At 42.7% G+C, this 19,316-nt stretch carries 20 protein-coding genes; 16 read left to right on the top strand and 4 right to left on the bottom strand.

Annotation, left to right across the window (positions count from 1 at the left end; genetic code table 11):
- Positions 1-42 precede the first annotated feature (42 nt).
- From ACZ5B7_RS12580 to ACZ5B7_RS12590, 3 genes are all read left to right on the top strand, one after another.
- The gene (locus ACZ5B7_RS12580) at positions 43-936 is read left to right on the top strand and encodes a R2-like ligand-binding oxidase (RefSeq protein ID WP_423802127.1); all 894 of its coding nucleotides are present in this window, start codon (positions 43-45) and stop codon (positions 934-936) included.
- 365 nt (positions 937-1,301) lie between these two features.
- Positions 1,302-2,162 carry a GNAT family N-acetyltransferase gene (locus ACZ5B7_RS12585; RefSeq protein WP_423802130.1) on the top strand — a complete coding sequence of 287 codons (861 nt, stop codon included), beginning with the start codon at positions 1,302-1,304 and terminating at the stop codon, positions 2,160-2,162.
- A 100-nt stretch (positions 2,163-2,262) separates the two neighbouring features.
- Positions 2,263-3,198, top strand: coding sequence for a manganese-dependent inorganic pyrophosphatase (locus ACZ5B7_RS12590; RefSeq protein WP_464493986.1), 936 nt, complete (start codon positions 2,263-2,265; stop codon positions 3,196-3,198).
- Positions 3,199-3,251: 53 nt separating this feature from the next.
- Here ACZ5B7_RS12590 and ACZ5B7_RS12595 read toward each other — a convergent pair whose 3' ends face one another.
- A complete protein-coding gene (locus ACZ5B7_RS12595; protein WP_464493987.1) occupies positions 3,252-3,911 on the bottom strand; it encodes a hypothetical protein in 660 nt (219 codons plus the stop codon).
- Positions 3,912-4,201: 290 nt separating this feature from the next.
- Here ACZ5B7_RS12595 and napA point away from each other — a divergent pair, with 290 nt between their 5' ends.
- From napA to ACZ5B7_RS12625, 6 genes are all read left to right on the top strand, one after another.
- Complete coding sequence (gene napA, locus ACZ5B7_RS12600; RefSeq protein ID WP_464493988.1) at positions 4,202-6,739, top strand: nitrate reductase catalytic subunit NapA; 2,538 nt, start codon at positions 4,202-4,204, stop codon at positions 6,737-6,739.
- 15 nt (positions 6,740-6,754) lie between these two features.
- A complete protein-coding gene (locus tag ACZ5B7_RS12605) occupies positions 6,755-7,162 on the top strand; it encodes a nitrate reductase cytochrome c-type subunit (RefSeq protein WP_464493989.1) in 408 nt (135 codons plus the stop codon).
- Between the two features lie 69 nt (positions 7,163-7,231).
- A complete protein-coding gene (locus tag ACZ5B7_RS12610; RefSeq protein ID WP_464493990.1) occupies positions 7,232-7,495 on the top strand; it encodes a chaperone NapD in 264 nt (87 codons plus the stop codon).
- Positions 7,488-8,054: a 4Fe-4S dicluster domain-containing protein gene (locus ACZ5B7_RS12615; RefSeq protein ID WP_464493991.1), complete on the top strand. Its 567-nt coding sequence runs from the start codon at positions 7,488-7,490 to the stop codon at positions 8,052-8,054. Before ACZ5B7_RS12610 ends, ACZ5B7_RS12615 begins: the two co-directional genes overlap by 8 nt.
- A gap of 83 nt (positions 8,055-8,137) precedes the next feature.
- Positions 8,138-8,833, top strand: coding sequence for a Dph6-related ATP pyrophosphatase (locus tag ACZ5B7_RS12620; protein ID WP_464493992.1), 696 nt, complete (start codon positions 8,138-8,140; stop codon positions 8,831-8,833).
- 3 nt (positions 8,834-8,836) lie between these two features.
- On the top strand, positions 8,837-9,415 hold the full coding sequence (locus ACZ5B7_RS12625) for a DNA-3-methyladenine glycosylase I (RefSeq protein ID WP_464493993.1): 579 nt from the start codon (positions 8,837-8,839) through the stop codon (positions 9,413-9,415).
- Between the two features lie 34 nt (positions 9,416-9,449).
- On the opposite strand, the gene serC is transcribed toward ACZ5B7_RS12625, so the two are convergent.
- On the bottom strand, positions 9,450-10,547 hold the full coding sequence (gene serC, locus ACZ5B7_RS12630; RefSeq protein ID WP_464493994.1) for a 3-phosphoserine/phosphohydroxythreonine transaminase: 1,098 nt from the start codon (positions 10,545-10,547) through the stop codon (positions 9,450-9,452).
- 179 nt (positions 10,548-10,726) lie between these two features.
- The gene (locus ACZ5B7_RS12635) at positions 10,727-10,879 is read right to left on the bottom strand and encodes a hypothetical protein (protein WP_213115881.1); all 153 of its coding nucleotides are present in this window, start codon (positions 10,877-10,879) and stop codon (positions 10,727-10,729) included.
- 287 nt (positions 10,880-11,166) lie between these two features.
- On the opposite strand from ACZ5B7_RS12635, the gene ACZ5B7_RS12640 reads away from it, so the two are divergent.
- Together ACZ5B7_RS12640 and ACZ5B7_RS12645 are read left to right on the top strand one after the other, a co-directional pair.
- Complete coding sequence (locus tag ACZ5B7_RS12640; protein WP_464493995.1) at positions 11,167-11,814, top strand: TetR/AcrR family transcriptional regulator; 648 nt, start codon at positions 11,167-11,169, stop codon at positions 11,812-11,814.
- 21 nt (positions 11,815-11,835) lie between these two features.
- Positions 11,836-12,303 (top strand): CBS domain-containing protein, encoded by a 468-nt coding sequence (locus ACZ5B7_RS12645; RefSeq protein ID WP_464493996.1) that lies wholly within the window; start codon positions 11,836-11,838, stop codon positions 12,301-12,303.
- Positions 12,304-12,360: 57 nt separating this feature from the next.
- Here ACZ5B7_RS12645 and ACZ5B7_RS12650 read toward each other — a convergent pair whose 3' ends face one another.
- Positions 12,361-12,513 carry a hypothetical protein gene (locus tag ACZ5B7_RS12650; RefSeq protein WP_241113873.1) on the bottom strand — a complete coding sequence of 51 codons (153 nt, stop codon included), beginning with the start codon at positions 12,511-12,513 and terminating at the stop codon, positions 12,361-12,363.
- A gap of 325 nt (positions 12,514-12,838) precedes the next feature.
- On the opposite strand from ACZ5B7_RS12650, the gene ACZ5B7_RS12655 reads away from it, so the two are divergent.
- The 5 genes from ACZ5B7_RS12655 (at position 12,839) to copZ (ending at position 19,310) form a co-directional block, all read left to right on the top strand.
- The gene (locus ACZ5B7_RS12655; RefSeq protein ID WP_464493997.1) at positions 12,839-14,659 is read left to right on the top strand and encodes a CocE/NonD family hydrolase; all 1,821 of its coding nucleotides are present in this window, start codon (positions 12,839-12,841) and stop codon (positions 14,657-14,659) included.
- Positions 14,660-15,371: 712 nt separating this feature from the next.
- Entirely contained in the window at positions 15,372-17,792 is a 2,421-nt protein-coding gene (locus tag ACZ5B7_RS12660) for a heavy metal translocating P-type ATPase (protein WP_464493998.1), read from the top strand.
- A 73-nt stretch (positions 17,793-17,865) separates the two neighbouring features.
- Complete coding sequence (locus ACZ5B7_RS12665) at positions 17,866-18,681, top strand: hypothetical protein (protein ID WP_464493999.1); 816 nt, start codon at positions 17,866-17,868, stop codon at positions 18,679-18,681.
- Positions 18,682-18,750: 69 nt separating this feature from the next.
- Positions 18,751-19,089, top strand: a complete 339-nt coding sequence (locus ACZ5B7_RS12670; RefSeq protein WP_423802140.1) for a metal-sensitive transcriptional regulator — start codon at positions 18,751-18,753, stop codon at positions 19,087-19,089.
- 14 nt (positions 19,090-19,103) lie between these two features.
- Positions 19,104-19,310 carry a copper chaperone CopZ gene (copZ, locus tag ACZ5B7_RS12675; protein WP_423802141.1) on the top strand — a complete coding sequence of 69 codons (207 nt, stop codon included), beginning with the start codon at positions 19,104-19,106 and terminating at the stop codon, positions 19,308-19,310.
- Positions 19,311-19,316 lie beyond the last annotated feature (6 nt).

Consider the following 19,316-nt stretch of genomic DNA (forward strand, 5'->3'; position numbering starts at 1 on the left):
GATTTTTTTCACATAAAGGAAATGATGAGAGGAGAATGTATTATGGAAAAAAGAACGATTTTGACCACTAGCAGCCGCGGTTTGATGGAGGATTCATTCCCATATCGCTTGTATCAGAAAGCAAAGCGTGTAGGAACTTGGAATCCTGCAGATATTGATTTCACAAAAGATCAGCAGGACTGGAAAAATATGAACGCTGAACAAAGAGAAGATATTTTAAGGCTTATTTCCATGTTCCAAGCGGGTGAAGAGGCCGTAACTCTGGATTTACTGCCGCTGATGATGGCTATTGCCAAAGAAGGCCGTCTCGAGGAGGAAATGTTTTTAACAACATTTTTATACGAAGAAGCCAAGCACACAGAATTTTTTCGCAGGGTGTTAAATGCGCTTGGGGAGACAGGAGACTTGTCGCATTTTCATTCGGAAACCTACCAGCATATTTTCCATGAAATCTTGCCAACTGCAATGGAACGTTTAGTCACCGACCAATCGCCGGAAGCTATTGCTGAGGCATCGGTTGTTTACAACATGTTTGTTGAAGGGGTACTTGCGGAAACGGGTTATTTCTCCTTCTATCAATCTTTGGAAACAGCCGGAATCATGCCGGGGCTTTTGGAAGGAATCGGAAATTTGAAACGGGATGAATCCCGGCATATCGGATATGGGACCTTCCTGCTGCAACGGTTAATATGCGAACATCCTCATCTCTATGATTTTATTGCTGCAAGAATGGGAGAATTGGCCCCGCTGGCAATCAAACTTAATCAAGAAGGGATAGACGGAAAAGAGGTCAGTTCGTTTGGCGCTAACCCTGATGATGTCATGAATTTCACCATGAAGCAGCTTGCTGTACGCATGGAAGTTTTAGCGAGGGCGAAGGGAAAGAAAATCGAAGAGATTTATAAAGTGACGGAAAGTGAGATAGGAGTACTATAAAGCTAGCTGAAGTAATCGAAAAAATCTGTTTGCTGCAGCATAAAGTTGGCTTGCCGGCTGATTTTAGTGAATACAATATTAGTGGAGAGGCACTACAAATGGTAATCCCGGCAGTCATGAAGGATCCTGCCGCATTAAACTTCCCAATGCCGCCGGAACTAATTGCGGCAATTGGACAGAGGGTTGTGCCTTTGCCGGTTAAATAATGTTAGTTGAAATCATCCCATTATGGATTTTTTCTCGTCCATAATGGGATTTATTTTTCTAATGGATTGTAAAAACTGGAAGGCTTTGGTTTAATTAAAATAAACTATTTAGTCTATTTTATTTTAATTTTCTTCAACGCTATTTAAGGGGGCCGACTCATGAGTATTCTTTTTAAAAAATTATCTGAATGTCAAATAACGGACATTATCACGGCCTGGAATCGCGGTTTTGAAGGCTATTTTGTAAAATTGGAAATGTCTGCGGAGCTGTTTTTTGCTAGGTTGGTTAATGAGGGGCTTTCAATGAATCTATCGATTGTTGCTTTCGATGGTGATAAGCCTGTAGCAATTGTCTTAAATGGAGTGCGTCTGATTGATGGAAAAAAGACCGCTTGGAATGGAGGAACCGGCGTAGCCACGGAGTATCGTGGAAAAGGAGTTTCCAAGCTTTTAATGGAGGAGACTTTAAGGAATTACGCGGAAGAGGGGGTGGAGGTTGCCACTCTCGAAGCGATAAAGGAAAACGAACGGGCCATTCGTTTATATCAACGATATGGATATGAGATTGTTGACTCCCTTGTTCATTTAAATGGATCTGAGGAATTCGAGTCAGTTTTAGCCGCATCTATCTGGGTAAAATCCATCCGTCCTGAACAATTGGCAACACTTTCTTTTTATAAAGAAAATGTACCTTGGCAATGCCAATGGCAAAGTGTCAGAAACGGCGAAGCACAAATTTTTTATGGAACTGGAAATGACCCTTTGGGCTATTGCTTGTTTAAAAGAATATGGAATGAACATGGAAAGGTAGAAAAAGTTGTTATCTATCAACTGGAGTTGTTTTCTGAAGTAAACAGTGATTTATTGAAAATTATTTTTGCCAGCATTTGCGGGGGAGCTGAAAAAACCGTAAACTTTATGACGGTCAATGCCTCCATCTCAAGTCCAATCATCGCATACCTAATGAGCCATGGATTTAATAAGATGACGGAACAAGTGCAGATGGTGAAATTTTTATAAAAATTTTTTTGAATACTTTACCGTATTAATATATAATTTCCGATAGGGAAACCTTAGTTGGCTTGTCCTTACATAATTTAATACGGTTAGGAGTAGGAACATGGAAAAAGTACTTATTTTTGGACATAAAAATCCAGACACAGATACGATTTGTTCTGCGATCGCATACGCAGACCTGAAAAAACAGTTGGGAATGGACGTCGAGCCTGTCCGCCTTGGCCAAATCAATGGCGAAACACAATACGCCTTGGATACCTTTAAGGTAGAGGGACCACGTTTGGTAGAAACTGTTGCTTCTGAAGTTAATTCTGTTATTTTGGTAGACCACAATGAACGCCAGCAAAGTGCGAACGACATCACTGATGTTAAAGTGCTTGAGGTAATTGACCATCACCGCATCGCAAATTTTGAAACAAGCGATCCGTTATATTACCGCTGTGAGCCAGTCGGTTGTACGGCTACAATTTTGAATAAAATGTACAAAGAAAATGGTAAGCAAATTAAGAAAGAAATCGCCGGACTGATGCTTTCAGCCATCATATCTGATTCCTTATTATTCAAATCGCCAACCTGCACGGCTGAGGATGTGGCTGCAGCTCGTGAATTAGCAGATATTGCCGGTGTAGATGCCGAAGCGTACGGTTTAGAAATGCTGAAGGCCGGTGCAGATTTAAGCGACAAGACTGTAGCTGATTTATTAACACTGGATGCAAAAGAATTTGACATGGGCGGAAGCAAAGTAGAAATTGCCCAAGTCAATGCTGTAGATACTGCGGAAGTTCTTGCCCGTAAAGAAGAATTAGAAGCAGCTATTTCTAAGAAAATCGATGAGAAGAATCTGGACTTATTCTTATTGGTAGTGACTGATATCCTTAATAATGATTCAGTAGGGTTAGCGCTTGGAAGTAAGGCTGCTGCAGTGGAAAAGGCTTATAATGTGACCCTTGATGCCAATACTGCAATGTTAAGAGGCGTCGTATCCCGTAAGAAACAAATTGTGCCAGTATTAACGGAAACTTTCACAAAGGGTGTTTAAGATAACAGAACGTTCATGCATTTGATGGCATGAACGTTTTTTGTTGTTATCTTTTATGATTTGTCCGTCTGCTTTGTGTGCTCATCATGATGCTGATTCATCAGGAAGAAGGTCAGCGGCTTATCAGAGCCTGTCATCAGTTTATAGACATAGGACGAGGTGAGTTTGTAACCATCTTCGATTTTGGAGGCCAAATAATTGGTCCGTTCAAATAGAATGGACCGAATAAAGTTCAACTGCCGTGAAATTTTCTCAGTTAATGCTTCTTGATGATCCAATCGTTTGAGGACGTCTTCTTGAAATTCTTCTTGCTTGTTCATTTTGGCAGAGATTTGATTTTGAAAATCCTCTTGGCTGTTCAATTTCTCTGTTACTTCTTTTTGAAAAACGGCTTGTCGATTTAATTTGTCCGCTATTTCCTCTTGAAATTTTTCCTGCATTCTCATCATTTCTTGATGCGATTGGCTGCTTTTTTGCAAGTCAATCAATTGGCTGCCGATATCATTCCAATGGTTAGTTTGGGATTCTTCCTGCTTAATAGTTCGAAGTTGCAGTTCCCTTAATGTTTTTCTTAAGGCGGCATTCGCTTTTTCCTGTTCCTTGATTAATTCAGTCAGGAAATCCTGTCTGGAATATGACTGATTAGGGGCATTGATCGTTTGTTTATTTTCAAAAACATTGGGGTGTTCACGCTTATTAATGTATAAACTCATACCTCACTCCACTCCTTTTTGTAATATTTTATGCTTCAAAACATTAGAGGGGACACGTTTGGGCTCGACTATTAATCAGGGAGAAGAATTTGGAAATCCTCTTTAAAACAAGGTTAAAACGTTATAAATACTGCCAAATCAGTAATGTCAAACCTGTGTCAGAAAGGGATTTTCAGCTGTGAACGTTTTGTAAAATCTTCCCTTTCCTTCCTCTCAAAAACACTCTGCTCGATTACTATTAAGCTATAGATTTACACTTTTGACCTATTTTAAAAGGGAGGAAGATTGCATTGGAATTAACCAGGAGATCATTGCTAAAAGCAACGGCGATTTCGATGACGATGGCAGCCGCAGGATGTAGTACAAAAGACAACAGCCCTGATACGAAAAGTGCGTCAGCGGCAAATATCGAACCGGATGAATGGAAAACTACCGTCTGTCGTTTTTGCGGAACTGGGTGCGGGATTCTAGTAGGTGTTAAAGATGGAAAGGTAATTGCTACAAAAGGTGACCTTGATAACCGTTCGAACAAGGGTCTTAACTGCATTAAAGGTTATTATGTAGGAAAAATTCTGTTTGGGAAAGACCGGTTAGCAAAACCGCTTATTCGCGATGATAAATCGAAAAAAGGAACGAGAGAGGGATTTAGGGAAGCCGGTTGGGAAGAGGCATTAGATTTGGTTGCCACTAAGTTAAAGGAAGCCTATGATGCCGACCCTAAATCGGTGGCCTTTTACGGATCCGGCCAGCAGTCTATCATGGAAGGTTATGCATCAGTCAAACTGTGGAAAGCCGGATTATTAAGCAACAATATTGACCCGAACGCCCGCCTTTGCATGGCAAGTGCGGTAACTGGCTTTATGTCGACGTTCCAGTCAGATGAACCAATGGGGTCTTATCGTGACCTTGATGAAGCGGATGTGTTCGTCACCTGGGGTGCCAACATGGCGGAAATGCACCCGGTTCTATATTCCCGCCTCACCGCTCATAAGCTGAAAAACAGCAACGTTAAGCATTACGATTTAACAACAAGAAGGTCCAGAACATCCGAAATAGCCGATGTTGTAATGGTGTTCCGTCCGCAAGCAGATTTGGCCATTGCCAATGCAATCTGCAATTACTTAATTCAAAATAATTTGTATGACCAAGCTTTTGTAAACGAACATACTCAGTTTAAAGCTGGAACAGAGAATCTTGGTCATACGTTTGATGATAACTATGAGGCAACGGATGTCGGAAAAGTTGCTGACGTCGACTGGGTCATTACCTTTGATGAATTTAAAACAAGACTTTCGGAGTATACGATTGAAAAGGCGGCTGAAATGTCAGGGGTGCCTGCCAAAGACATTGAAGCACTGGCCAAAGAATTTGCCGATCCGAAGAAGAAGATTATGTCGCTTTGGACAATGGGTGTTAACCAGCATACCCGCGGCACTTGGATGAATAATCTTATTTATAATATCCATTTGCTAACCGGTAAAATTGCAAAACCGGGAAACGGCCCATTCTCATTAACCGGGCAGCCAAGCGCCTGCGGCACAGCACGAGAAGTCGGGGTTTTCTCTCACCGCCTGCCTGCTGACTTAGTTGTCAAGAATCCGGAGCATCGCCGCTATGCCGAATTAATCTGGAATCTCCCACAAGGCTACCTGAATCCGATAGAAACCCCAGGTTTCCATACCGTTAAAATGTTTCGCGAATTAGGCAACGGCAAAATCAAGTTTTTATGGAGCATGTCAAACAACTGGGGACAAACGATGCCGAAGTTGAACCGTTTCAGGGGAAACGATGCGAACGGTAAAGGTGTTATCGATGGATTCATCGTCGTTTCCGAAGTCTATCCAACCCGCTCAACTGAAATGGCTGATGTTGTTTTCCCAGCCGCGATGTGGGTGGAACGTGAAGGTCAATTTGGCAATGCCGAGCGCCGGACATCAATTTTTGAAAAATGCGTGGAGCCGCCAGGTGAGGCTAAGTGGGATTTATGGGCGATCGTGCAAATTGCTAAGCGTGTCCTTGACGGAAAAATGATAGGTGATAAACCTGCCTTCGATGTCTTGTTCGGCAGGGTTTGGGATCAACAGAAAAACGATTTAATCGCCGATGAGCACGAAGTCAACAAGCGGCTCTGGGATGAGTATCGCTCCTTCACCAATCCCCATGAAAGCAAAAATCCTGAGGTTCAGCAATTAGGGGGAAAATTGAAAATGAAAGCGAAGCAAATGGCCCCTTATGATGAATATTTAAAGCAGCACGGTATTGCTTGGCCGGTGCGGAACGTAAACGGCAAATGGGTGGAGACCAACTGGCGTTATTCATATGGCAAGCAGGAAGATGGCTTCGACCAATATGGGGTTGAGGAATTTGGCCATCAGGGGAAATACATGGATCTTGATTTCTATAAGTCTACCGACCATAAGCCGGCCATCCTATTCCGACCATTTGAAGAAGCGGCGGAAGTGCCGGATCAAGAATACCCTCTCTGGCTCTGTACGGGTCGTGTGCTTGAGCACTGGCACAGCGGCACGATGACGAGAAGGGTTCCGGAGCTCCATAAAGCTTTCCCTGAAGCCCTTTGCGAAATCAATCCGGAGGATGCGGATGCACTAGGCATCAAAACGGGTGACATGGTAAAGGTCGTATCCCGGCGCGGCGAAGTAAAAGTGAAGGTGACGACAACGGGCCGCGGAAATCCGCCAAAGGGATTAGTGTTTGCGCCATTCTTCGCCGAAGAAACATTAATCAACCTTGCCACTTTGGATTGTTATTGTCCAATTTCCAAACAGCCTGATTTTAAAAAATGCGCTGTTAAAATTGTAAAGGCTTAGTGAGGTGAAATGGTCATGAAGGATAAAGGAATTCTTTATATCGTTGCATTTGTCGTTGTGTTGGGTTTGGCAATTGGAGGAACGAAGCTTCAATGGTCAATGGAATCTTCGGCTAAAGTCAGTACTAAAACCACAAATGTACAATTGGTGCAATTGGCTGAAAAGGGCCGACCTAATTCGGAAACGATGGGGCTGATCGGGGTGCCGCCATTGCAGCCTGCAAGTCACGTCGACCGCTGGAACCCGCAGGTACACCAAGACAGCTGCTTAGCTTGTCATGGAAAGCCGGATACGGGAGCACCAATGCCGCCGGATAATCACTTCTACAACAATGATACACAGGGCAAGATTTTCCGCGACAACTGTGTCCAATGCCATGGTCAGCAAAACGAAACTAAGACAAAGACAGCTTTTAGCAAGTAACTTTACAACTGGCGGGGGTCTGTGGGTTTTAGGCAGCAGACTCCCTTTAGTCTCAGGGAGGGAATTGAAATGGTGATATCGGGAATTTATGTTGAAACAATCCCGGGTAAGGCTTGCGGTGCTGCGGAGAAATTGGGAGGATTAAACGGTGTCGAGGTTTACCATATTCATGAAGATAAAAGGGTCATATTGACTCTGGAAACTGATACTGTGGACCAAAGCTACCGGACAGCCGAAAAATTCAAGGCGATTGATGGCGTGCTGGGCATCTGTCTTGTTTATACCAACTTCGAGGACGAACCATTTTATCAGGAAGTGGCTGGTAATGGATGAGGAGAAATTAAATAGACGGCAATATTTGGCGTTGAACTGGGAATCAACGATTCACTTTTTAGGGAACTTCCTTGCGCCGGCAATGGAATTAGAGCGTGATTTTATTCGGCCGCCAGGTGCCGGGGAGGAGCTTGAATTTCTGACCTCTTGCACAAGATGCAGCAAATGTCAGGAGATTTGTCCGGAAAAAAGCATACGCTTATTTGCCTTATCTGACGGGGCCAAGCTAGTAAATACACCGTACATGAACTTGAATGAGTCACCATGTACGTTTTGTATGAAATGTGTAGAGGTGTGCCCGACAGAGGCGTTAAACCTTTCTGATTATCAGAAGTGTCCATACCTTGGAACTGTAAAAGTAGAGAAGTACAGCTGTTTGGCTTATAAACAAGTGATGTGCGATTATTGTGTAAGGGCATGTCCGGTTAACGGTGCAATCAGGTTAGAGGATGGAGTTCCGGTTGTATCCAAGGAACTTTGTACAGGCTGCGGTATATGTATTACGAACTGCATTGCTGAAGGCGGTGCATTGGAAGTTTTGCAAAAAGAGCATTCTTAAACAGTGGTCTGTTTTAGGTGCTCTTTTTCGCTTTTCTGGCCCCGGCAAATTATAATGGTAGAAGGAGAAGAGGTGATTTTTTCGTGGCAAAAAAAAGAGCTGCGTTATCATTCAGTGGAAAAGATTCTACACTGGCATTGCACGAACTCCTTCACGGGGAAGAATATGAGGTTGAATTGTTGTTTACGACAGTGACTGAAGGTTTTAATCGGACAAGCATTCATGGAGTAAGGGAGGAACTGCTGGAGGTGCAAGCGGCATCGATTGGCATTCCATTAAGAAAAATCTTTATTCCGGAGCAATGCTCCAATGAAGTCTACGGGGAAATAATGAATCGAGAATTGGCTGATTTGAAGGCGAATGGGATTGACCATATTGTATTTGGCGACCTATTTCTTGAGGATATCCGCAAGTACCGTGAAGAACAGTTAAAACCCTTAGGTTTTACAGCGGTTTTTCCACTCTGGGGTCAGAATACTACAGATTTAATTTACCGCTTTTTATCGCTAGGGTATCAAACAATTATAACTTGTGTAGACTTGACGAAACTGCCTGAGAATTTTTCCGGTAAGGAAATTAATGACGTGTTTATGGAAGCACTGCCTGAAGGTGTGGACCCTTGCGGTGAAAACGGCGAGTATCATTCATTTGTATATGATGGTCCGATTTTTAATAAGCCAATCCGGTTTCAAGTTGGCGAGAAAAAGTTTTCAAAGGATGTATACACTGGTGAAACAAGATTCTGCTTTACCGATTTAATTCCATTAAGGGAGTTTTGATTTATGAATCGCTGCGGCTGGGTTAATCAAGACCCATTATATATTGATTATCATGACCATGAGTGGGGAGTCCCCGTTCATGACGACCGTTTGTTGTTTGAATATTTGAATTTGGAAGGGGCGCAAGCTGGCCTTAGTTGGTATACGATTTTAAAAAAGCGGGAGAATTACCAGAGGGCGTTTGACAACTTTGAGGCGGAGAAGATTGTCCTGTATGACGATCAAAAGATTGAAGAACTTTTACATAATGATGGTATTGTACGGAATAGACTAAAAATTAATGCGGTGATTGGCAACGCCAAAGCTTATTTAAAGGTGGTCGAGGAATTTGGTTCCTTCAATAGCTATATATGGTCATTTGTTGACGGGAAGCCGATAATCAATCACTTCAAAGAAGCGAGCGAGGTACCTGCCTCCACGGAAATAAGCGACAAATTGAGCAAGGATTTAAAAAAGCGCGGCTTTAAATTCGTCGGCTCCACCATCTGCTACGCCTTCATGCAAGCAGTAGGAATGGTCAATGACCATATCGAAAGCTGTGACATGAAACGAGGGGACGGTTCTTTTGCCTCGAAAATTTGAGGCATTAGAACCGTCCCCATGTTTTACCCATCTTTTATCCGTTTTGCTTTTGGAACTGTTCCATAAATTCGCTGAATGCTTTGCAGGATTCGTATGGAACGGCGTTGTAGGTGGATGCGCGGCAGCCTCCGATGGAGCGGTGGCCGTTAACACCGATAAAGCCTTCTTGCTTGGCTTGCGCTAAAAATGCTTTTTCCAGCTCTTCTGATTTTAAGTTAAAGGTAATATTCATTAGGGAGCGGCTGTCGTTTTCAGCGTGCCCGATGTAGAAACCATTGCTATGATCAATAGCATCGTAGATAACCTTCGCCTTTTCCTCATTCCGTCTGACAACTTCCTCAAGGCCGCCAATTTCCTGTACCCAGCCAAGAACCTCACCGAGCATATAAATGCCAAAGGTTGGCGGAGTATTATATAGGGAATTGTTTTTTGCATGAGTGCTGTACTTTAACATGGTAGGGATATTAGAATTAGCCTTCTCAAGAAACTCCTTGCGAACAATTACCACCGTAACACCGGAAGGTCCAAGGTTTTTCTGGGCACCCGCATAAATCATGGAGAACTTGCTGACATCGACAGGCTTGGATAGAATATCGCTGGACATGTCCGCAATTAACGGAACATTGCCAGTAGCAGGGAATTCCTTCCACTGCGTTCCGTAAATTGTATTATTGGAGGTCAGATGTAAATAGGCCTCGTCACCTTGATATTGAATTTCTTCTAGTCTAGGAATGCGGCGGTATTTGCCTTCTTTTGATGACGCCGCCTGAGCAACTTCACCAAATAGCTTGGCTTCGGCAAAAGCCTTTTCTGACCAAGATCCAGTCATCACATAACCCGCTTTTTTTCCTTCTCCCAAAAAGTTCATTGGAATCATTGAAAATTGCAGGCTTGCTCCACCTTGCAAAAAGAGTACTTCATAGTCTTCAGAAATACCCATTAAATCCTTTAGGCGCGCGATCGCCTGATTATGTACTTCTTCATAGGCAGCACTGCGGTGGCTTAATTCCATGATTGACATTCCTGTGCCACGGAAATCAATCAGCTCCTTCTGGGCTTTTTCCAGTACAGAAAGAGGAAGAGCAGATGGACCGGCATTGAAATTATAGGCCCGTTTGATGTCTAGTTTCATTTCGTTCACTCCCAAGTTTTTTTAATATATATGAATATAACATATTTTCGTATTATTTTGACAGGAAATTTTATTCCTTTACAGAGTTAAAGGCTTGTTCAATTTTCAAACAAAAAAATGCCTGCCACTAATGCAAGCAGCAGACCGACAAAATGCTTCTATGTTTAAATATAAATCACTTAACTTTCAGCAAGAAAATCCTTTTTTGGCAGCGTAATGATTTTTCCGCCAATTTGGACGTGAACGGTATCGTTGAAAATGGCTTTTACTATTCCTTTTAAGGAAATAGTTGAATTTACGGAGATTTTTTTAGAGTCAGATTGATTGGCCATATGGATCAACACCTTTCAAAATTAATAAACCCAATATAAAAAATAAGATTACCCTATATTATTCGGAAAAATATGGTGATATCCTTCCTGACAAAACCTGTTTTTTAAAAAATTTTTAATAAAGTTGTTCATGTTAGACGAATTCCTTTAATCCAGGGGTGTTATGGAAGGAATTGAATAACATGAACTATAGTTCAAGTATTACATTCAGCTTTAGACATGTCAATAAAAAGATGAACTGTAGTTCACCTTTAACTTTTGTGCTATAATAAGCCCGAGGTGGTCCTATGACTGAACGTGAAGATTTGCTTGTAGGTGAATTTCCGATTCTTCCTAAACAAGAACGGGCCCAACAAAAAAGAAATGCTCTCTTGGAAAGCGGGCGAAGTTTGTTTATTGAAAAAGGATATGAACAAACAACCGCAAAGGAAATCGCGGCCCATGCAGGGGTAGCTACAGGAACCTTTTATCGCTATTTTTCAGATAAACGGCAGCTGTTAATGTCCCTTTTGGAGGATAAAATAGATGAATTGCTCCCTCCTGAACCAAATTGGACTACCGGTAATCCTGAACTTTTATTGGCATCCTTATTAGAAGCGCATATGAAACGGCTTAACGGGATGGGACTTCACCGCGTTTTGCCAGAACTACTGCATAAGGATTCGGAACTTGCCGAGGTGTTAGGAGAAGCCAGAAAGAAAATCCATTCAAGAATTCTTACCGGATTAAAGCGTGCTTATGATTCAGGGTTAACTTGGAGGGATTTGGATTTGGATAAGGTTGCCTGGTCAATCATGGTGTTGGCAGAGAGTGGAAATACCATGATAGGTCAACACTGTAAAAAAGAAGATTTTTTGGAATTGGCAAAGGTCATTTGCCGCATTGTTTTCCCTCCTGATGTACTGAAGAAATTACTTATTGAAAATGAAGAATAAACTAAAGAGTGGTGACTAGCGATGAAGGTAAGAGATTTTATGATAATGAATGTCATTACAGCAAAACCAACTGATACTATTAAGGATGTTATGAAAATTTTTGTAGAAAAGAAAATTGGCGGCATGCCTGTTGTGGATGGCGAGGGTAAATTATGCGGCATTGTAACAGACGGGGATATCTTAAGAGCCATTAAACCCATTGATCGGCAAATTTATAATTATTTTACCTATATGACTTATATCGCCGAGGAGGATTTAGAAAGCCGCTTGAGTGAAATGGCGGGAAGGGAAATCATAAAGATTGCCAAAACAAATGGGATTGTCACTGTTCATCCTGATGATGATATGAAAAAAGTTGTCTCCCTCTTATCCAAGCACCATTTTAAAAAATTGCCTGTGTTAAACGGTAATAATCGTGTCATTGGCGTCCTCAGCAGGGGAGATGTGATTCGAAGCATCCAACAAACCATTATTGATGAGATGGATTGAAGAATGAAAAGGTGCCAGGTACTTTCATGAAAGACAGCCTGACACCTTTTTTTAGAGTTAAGTATGAAATTTGCGTCCTATATCGGCAAGCATCATTTGTGATGTAATATAATCCTGTTCCCGTCTTTTTTCAACTAATATCCGTATGTCATGATTCCGGCAATAAACCTTATAACAAACACCATGGGCATTAAGAAGTGCTTTCTCCATTTCACTCGTGTACTTCAAACGTAAATGTTGGATGTTAAAACCCTCCTTTAGTTATTAGGCTTTCATCTTACCATTGAACAGTTTTTTTCGACAAAGCCCGTAAAGTGGGATATCTTGTTAAATTAAGGACTGAGATGGCCTCCTGTTCCCTGAACCTGCAAATCCATACAATCCCTCCCATATCCTCCTGATTAAACCTTGTTTTCCACTAATTTCCCAAAAATACGCAACTTGTATTAGGTTGATAGTAAGGATGTATTATTTTTTTCAACAATCTGATGACTTACACTATAAGAGTAAGAAAATTCAGAATAGGGAGTTAAATATGCACAAGAAACGGTTTCAGGCCGGCGGCATACTGTTAGTAATGATTGGTTTTATTTTTTCAACCGCATTTTCCTTAACTGGCACTCCAATAGGCGAGGAAACTCAAACAACATCCATAGACACAACTACTAATAAAAAGTGGGAAAGCTACGACAGATCTGAGGAATATCAAAGCTACATTAACGAAAAAGATGTTTTCATTACAATGAGGGATGGCGTCATATTGACAGCCGATGTTTATCGGCCAGACGGACCGGGGCCATTTCCAGTTATTTTGACGCAGACGCCATACAATAAAAATGTTAATGGCGTTAATGAATATTTTGTTAAACGCGGCTATGTCCAGGTAGTGGTAGATGTCCGTGGGACAGGCAGTTCACAGGGTACATGGGAATCATTTGGGATTGCTGAACAGCAGGACGGAAAGGAGCTAGTGGAATGGGCGGCCAGTCAGGCTTGGTCAAGCGGCAAGGTTGGCTTATACGGGGCTTCCTATATGGCGATTAACCAATTCTTTACGGCAGCCCAGCAGCCCAAAGGCTTGGCTGCGATGTTCCCAATTGTGCCGATGGGAGACAGCTACCGGGATATCGTGATGTCAGGCGGTTTGGTCAATACCGGGTTTATCCCTCTGTGGCTGGGGCTAGTCACTGGTACGGGTTTATTACCGCCAAGCTATACATTGACAGACCCTGTTCAGGCAGCAGGAGTTCTTATTAACCATGCTGGGCAAATCTCCGGTTTTCAGACAAATACGTTAACATCCTCTCTTACAGGCGGAGAAGTTGCCTATGATGGGCCATTTTCTTGGCAGCGTTCGCCGCTATTAGTCGCAGATAAAGTAAAGGTGCCGGCATTTATAACCGGCGGCCTCCATGATATTTTTCAACGGGGTGAACCTTTACTATTTGAAAAGTTGAAGGCAAATGGGGTCAAGACTAAGCTGTTGATCGGGAATTGGACACATGGTGATTTTGGCAGCGGATTACCGCAAGATAATGTTCCTGCCTTGGACCAAATCGCCTTAAAATGGTTTGATAAATACGTAAAGGGCTTGAATGTGGATGTGGAAGGGATCCCTGATGTGACCCAATTTGTGTTAGGCGATGGCCACTTCGCTGTGCAGCCGGGCTGGCCCCATGCCAAGGCACAAGCAGAAAAGTATTATCTTCGTTCTGGAAACCTGCTGTCAAAGGATACTCCATCCATGATTGAAGGACCCGATCTAATGCTGCAACAGCCAGTGAACGGGATTTGCTCCGGCAGTGCCAGCCAATGGACGATGGGAATTTTGGGGGTCTTTCCATGTACAAAGGATAATCGCTTAACCGAGACTACAGAAGTCACCTACACAACACCTCCGGTTAATCAGGACGTGAGAATTTCCGGTCCGATTGCTGCAAGAATTTATGTAAGTACAACCGCTAAAGAAGCAGTCCTATCTGTTCGTGTAACAGATGTGGCTCCGGATGGCACGTCAAGCGAATTGACCGCCGGCTGGCTCGCTGCTTCACATCGTGCTGTAGATAAGTCAAAGAGCCGCTTTTTAAATGGCGAAAATATTCAGCCATGGCATCCGTTTACGAAGGAAGCAGTCCAGGCGGTGGTACCAGGCGAGGTTATGGAATTAAACATCGAGATTTTCCCGACCAATGCACAGATTAAAGATGGGCATCGCCTACGGGTTAGCGTGGGGCCAAGTGACTTCCCGCATTCTTTATCAACGACACCGATGCTGCTTAATCAATTAGGCGGTGTGGTTACTATTTTGCATAACAGCCAATATCCTTCTTATGTGACCTTACCAATAGTAAAATAATCTTTTTAATAAGCTGTTGATTACTGGTTTTTGCGGTGATTGGCGGCTTTTTTCTAATATAGATAGTTCATAACGCCCCAGCGGTTATAGGAAAGAAAGTTTCGGTCGTTATGAAGGGTTTATAACGCCCGAACGATTAAAGGAGAGAAGGATTCGGTCGTTATGAAGGGTTTATAACGCCCGAACGATTGAAGGAGAGAAGGATTCGGTCGTTATGAGTGGGTTTATAACGCCCGAACGATTAAAGGAGAGGAGGATTCGGTCGTTATGACGAGTTTATAACGCCCGAACGGCTAAAGGAAAGAAGGATTCGGTCGTTATAAGTGGGTTCATAACGCCTGAACGATTAAAGGAGAGGAGGATTCGGTCGTTATGAGTGGGTTCATAACGCCCGAACGATTAAAGGAAAGAAGGTTTTGGTCGTTATGACGGGTTTATAACACCCGAACGACCGACGAAAAAACCCTAGTCGTTATGTTGGGTTTAAAGCATAGTCAAAACTTAAACGAACAAGTCCCAGTCGTTAAGAGGTTGTCCTTACCGACTTAAGCAGCCCTATAATCAAAATTCCGATCCAAAATAAGCCCAATTATAAAAAACTGGAAAAATTTTTATTTTTTATTGACAATATAGGATAGGGGGGTATAGTATATAAGCATAAAGTAAATATTAAAGTTGAAATCAACTCCAAACAGTTAGGGGGAAGAATAAAATGAGTAATGCCACCAAAGAAGTCCAATTACCGATAACAGGAATGACTTGTGCAGCCTGTGCAATACGAATTGAAAAAGGCTTAAATAAATTAGACGGCGTTCAGGAAGCAAACGTGAACCTGGCGCTTGAAAAAGCATCAATCACGTATGACCCAGCACAAACGAACACGAAAAACTTTGTGAAAAAAATACATGATCTCGGCTATGGGGTTGTCACCGAGAAAGCCGAATTTGACATCATCGGAATGACCTGTGCTGCTTGCGCAACGAGAATTGAAAAGGGGCTTAACAAACTCGAGGGTGTCACAAAGGCCACTGTCAACCTGGCACTTGAAACAGCAGCCGTTGAATATAATTCGTCCCAAGTCAATATTCAGGAAATCATCCAAAAGGTAGAAAAAATCGGCTATGAAGCCAAAGTGAAACAGGATAAAACTTTGGAAAGCGTCGATCACCGCCAAAAGGAAATCGAGAAACAAAAAGGTAAATTTATTTTCTCACTGATTCTGTCATTCCCGTTATTATGGGCGATGGTCAGCCACTTTGAGTTAACATCGTTCATTTACCTGCCTGACATGCTGATGAACCAATGGGTTCAATTGGCCTTGGCGACACCAGTTCAATTTGTTGTAGGAAGGCAGTTTTATGTAGGAGCCTATAAGGCGCTAAGGAACGGCAGCGCAAATATGGACGTTCTTGTCGCACTTGGTACATCCGCTGCCTACTTTTATAGCTTATATTTAACCATTATGACCATTGTGTCAGGCGAACAAATGGTGGAACTCTATTTTGAAACCAGTGCTGTCCTGATAACCTTGATCATCTTAGGAAAATTGTTCGAAGCACGCGCCAAAGGACGCTCATCTGAAGCCATTAAAAAGTTAATGGGGCTCCAAGCCAAAACGGCAACGGTCTTGAGGGATGGAAAAGAACTTGAAATCGCATTAGCAGAAGTAATAGTTGGGGACATCATCTATGTAAAGCCTGGCGAAAAAATTCCTGTCGACGGAGAAATCATCGAAGGTCGATCTGCTCTTGATGAATCAATGCTGACAGGTGAAAGCGTACCAGTCGATAAAACCGTTGGCGACCTAGTCATCGGCGCTACCATTAACAAAAACGGCTTTTTAAAAATAAAAGCCACAAAAGTTGGCAGAGACACGGCACTCGCGCAAATCATTAAAGTGGTTGAAGAAGCACAGGGCTCAAAAGCACCGATTCAACGGCTTGGAGACCAAATTTCAGGAATTTTCGTACCAATCGTCGTTGGAATTGCTGTCTTAACCTTCTTGGTTTGGTTCATCTGGGTAAGTCCAGGCAACTTCGCTGAAGCGTTGGAAAAAATGATTGCTGTCCTGGTAATTGCCTGCCCTTGTGCATTGGGTCTTGCAACACCAACATCAATTATGGCCGGTTCCGGCCGGGCCGCAGAGGCTGGCGTCCTATTCAAAGGCGGCGAGCATTTGGAAACAACCCACCGGATTACAACGGTGGTACTTGATAAAACAGGAACAGTTACAAACGGGAAACCGGTGTTAACTGATGTGATCATTGAAGATAACTACTCCGAAAATACCTTCTTGCAGTTAGTCGGTTCGGCTGAAAAACAATCTGAGCATCCGCTTGCTGAGGCGATCGTAAATGGCATTAAAGAAAAAGGGATCAACTTATTAGAGGCCGTCGGCCATTTCGAAGCCATACCGGGGTATGGAATAAAAACGAACATTAATGGTCAGGAAATATTAATTGGCACTAGAAAATTAATGAATAAATACGGGGTATCATTTGAGGCTGCTGCTGGAAAAATGGAAGCCCTTGAAGAAACCGGTAAAACGGCAATGCTGGTTGCGATTGATGGGGAGTTTGCCGGCATCGTTGCAGTAGCAGACACCGTGAAAGAAACTTCGAAAGCAGCGATTCAAAAACTAAAGAATATGGGCCTAGAAGTCATAATGATGACCGGCGACAATATCCGCACGGCTGCTGCGATTGCCGGCGAAGTAGGAGTAGATAGCGTTATTGCCGAAGTTTTACCAGAGGGAAAAGCAGCGGAAGTGAAAAAGCTGCAGGAGCAGGGCCGCAGAGTCGCTATGGTAGGGGATGGTATAAACGATGCGCCGGCACTTGCGATCGCAGATATTGGCATGGCAATCGGAACCGGCACCGATGTCGCCATGGAAGCGGCGGATATCACGCTGATGAGAGGCGACTTAAACAGCATCGCCGATGCCATCTTTATGAGTAAAAAGACAATCCAAAACATTAAACAAAATCTATTCTGGGCATTTGGATACAATACATTGGGGATTCCAATTGCCGCAATCGGCTTTCTAGCCCCATGGCTTGCCGGAGCGGCCATGGCATTTAGTTCCGTGTCAGTCGTATTAAACGCACTTCGATTACAAAGAGTGAAGCTATAACAACAAACAACAATGGGGGGGCTGCCAGCCGGGTAGCCATCCCAAAGAAACATTAACAAAGGGGTGTATGGTGATGAAAAAATGGGCGATCGCAGCGATTGTATATTTGTTTGCCGTTATTGGCGGATTTACCGCTTATGATGTTTACTTTGATAATGAAGAGGTACCACATGGTGAAGCGGCAAGCCACGGAAGCAATGAACAACACATTGGCACAGTAGGACATGGTCATGAAGGGGGGGAGGAAAAGACCGGTGATGTTACACCTAATTTCACCTACAACGATGGGAAAATAACAATTTACTTAAAGGACCAAAATGGCAATCCAGTTGATGATTTAGAGGTAAACCACGAAAAACTGCTGCATTTGATTGTGGTAAATGATCAACTTGACCAATACTACCACTTACATCCGGAAAGGGTTCGTGCAGGTCAGTTTGAAATCGCTTATGAATTAAAGGATGGTGCCTATAAGGCCTTTATTGACATCAAGCCGAAAAAGTTAAACTATCATGTCAAGCCGACAGCGTTTACTGTTGGATTATCAGAGGAAACCCATCGTCAAAATCACCTAAAAGCGGATGAAACATTCAAGAAAACAGTCGATGGAAGCACAACTGAAATGGTTGTCAGCTCATTTGAGGCCGGGAAACCAGTCACGCTTGATTTCAAATTAGATGAATCTACATTAGAGCCTTATTTAGGAGCGGCAGGCCATGTCGTCATTCTCGATGAGGAAGCAAATCAATACCTGCACGTTCACCCACATAATGAAAATAAACCGATCTTTGAAACTCAATTTGATAAACCGGGCACATATAAAATTTGGGCTGAATTCAAGCAGGAAGGAAAAGTTAGAGTGTTCTCATTTGTAATAGAAATTAAATAAAAAGCTATTGAACACATCGATTTACGGTAGGGGGGTATGATATAATTAGCAAAAAGGGAGGCGGGTCAAATGTCAATGAATGAAAAGGAATTAATGGATGAATCCTGCTGCCATACGGAGGAAAATCACCGCAAGAGTCACCATTCTGATAAGGTAAAAAGCAATCTTGTGACAAGACTGAATAGAATTGAAGGACAGATTCGCGGCATTAAAGGGTTAATTGAAAAAGACACGTACTGTGATGAAGTGATCAACCAAATCGCTGCCACACAGTCGGCTTTAAACAGTGTAGCGAAAATCCTGCTCGAAGGCCATATGAAGAGCTGTGTTGTGGAAAGGATTCAGGAAGGCGATTTTGACGTGATTGATGAGGTTCTTGTAACCGTACAAAAATTAATGAAAAAATAATGGAGGAATGAAAAATGGAAAATGTCACATTAAATGTAAGCGGTATGTCTTGCGGCCATTGTGTCAAAGCGGTGGAAGGTAGCGTCGGGAAATTGGACGGCGTAAAAAATGTTTCCGTTAAGCTGGAAAAAGGTCAAGTCGATGTTGAGTTTGATCCAAGCTTAGTATCCCTCAGCACGATTAAAGAAACAATTGATGATCAAGGATACGATGTAGAATAATGATTG

The organism is Neobacillus sp. S1115 (assembly GCF_055385565.1).